Origin of the sequence: Iodobacter violaceini (genome assembly GCF_011601265.1) — a bacterium.
Lineage (GTDB): Bacteria > Pseudomonadota > Gammaproteobacteria > Burkholderiales > Chitinibacteraceae > Iodobacter > Iodobacter violaceini.
Genome location: NZ_JAAOLX010000050.1, coordinates 1 through 256 on the forward strand (window position 1 = coordinate 1; position 256 = coordinate 256).

A 256-nucleotide genomic window follows, 5' to 3' on the forward strand; every position below is an offset into this window, starting at 1 on the left:
ACATTGAAGACAAGGTTATTACCTTCCACCACATTGTCATCCGCCACACCCGGATTGCCAACTTCGATGCCGGTAATGGCCGGGCTGTCGTTGTCCAGAATTCCGCCGGTGGCGCTCACGCCGCCAATGGTCAGAGGAACGGTTTCCGGGGTGATTTCAACCAGTGCGTCATCCACCGTTGGCAGAGTGACGGCGAAGTTGGTCACGCCTGCAGGCACGGTGATCAGGCCGGTGGTTGCGTTGTAAGTGACGCCAT

At 57.8% G+C, this 256-nt stretch carries 1 protein-coding gene; it reads right to left on the reverse strand.

The window, feature by feature from the left end; all coding sequences use genetic code 11:
• Positions 1-256: hypothetical protein (locus HA050_RS21805; protein ID WP_166830587.1), on the reverse strand; the 256-nt coding region annotated here is incomplete at both ends.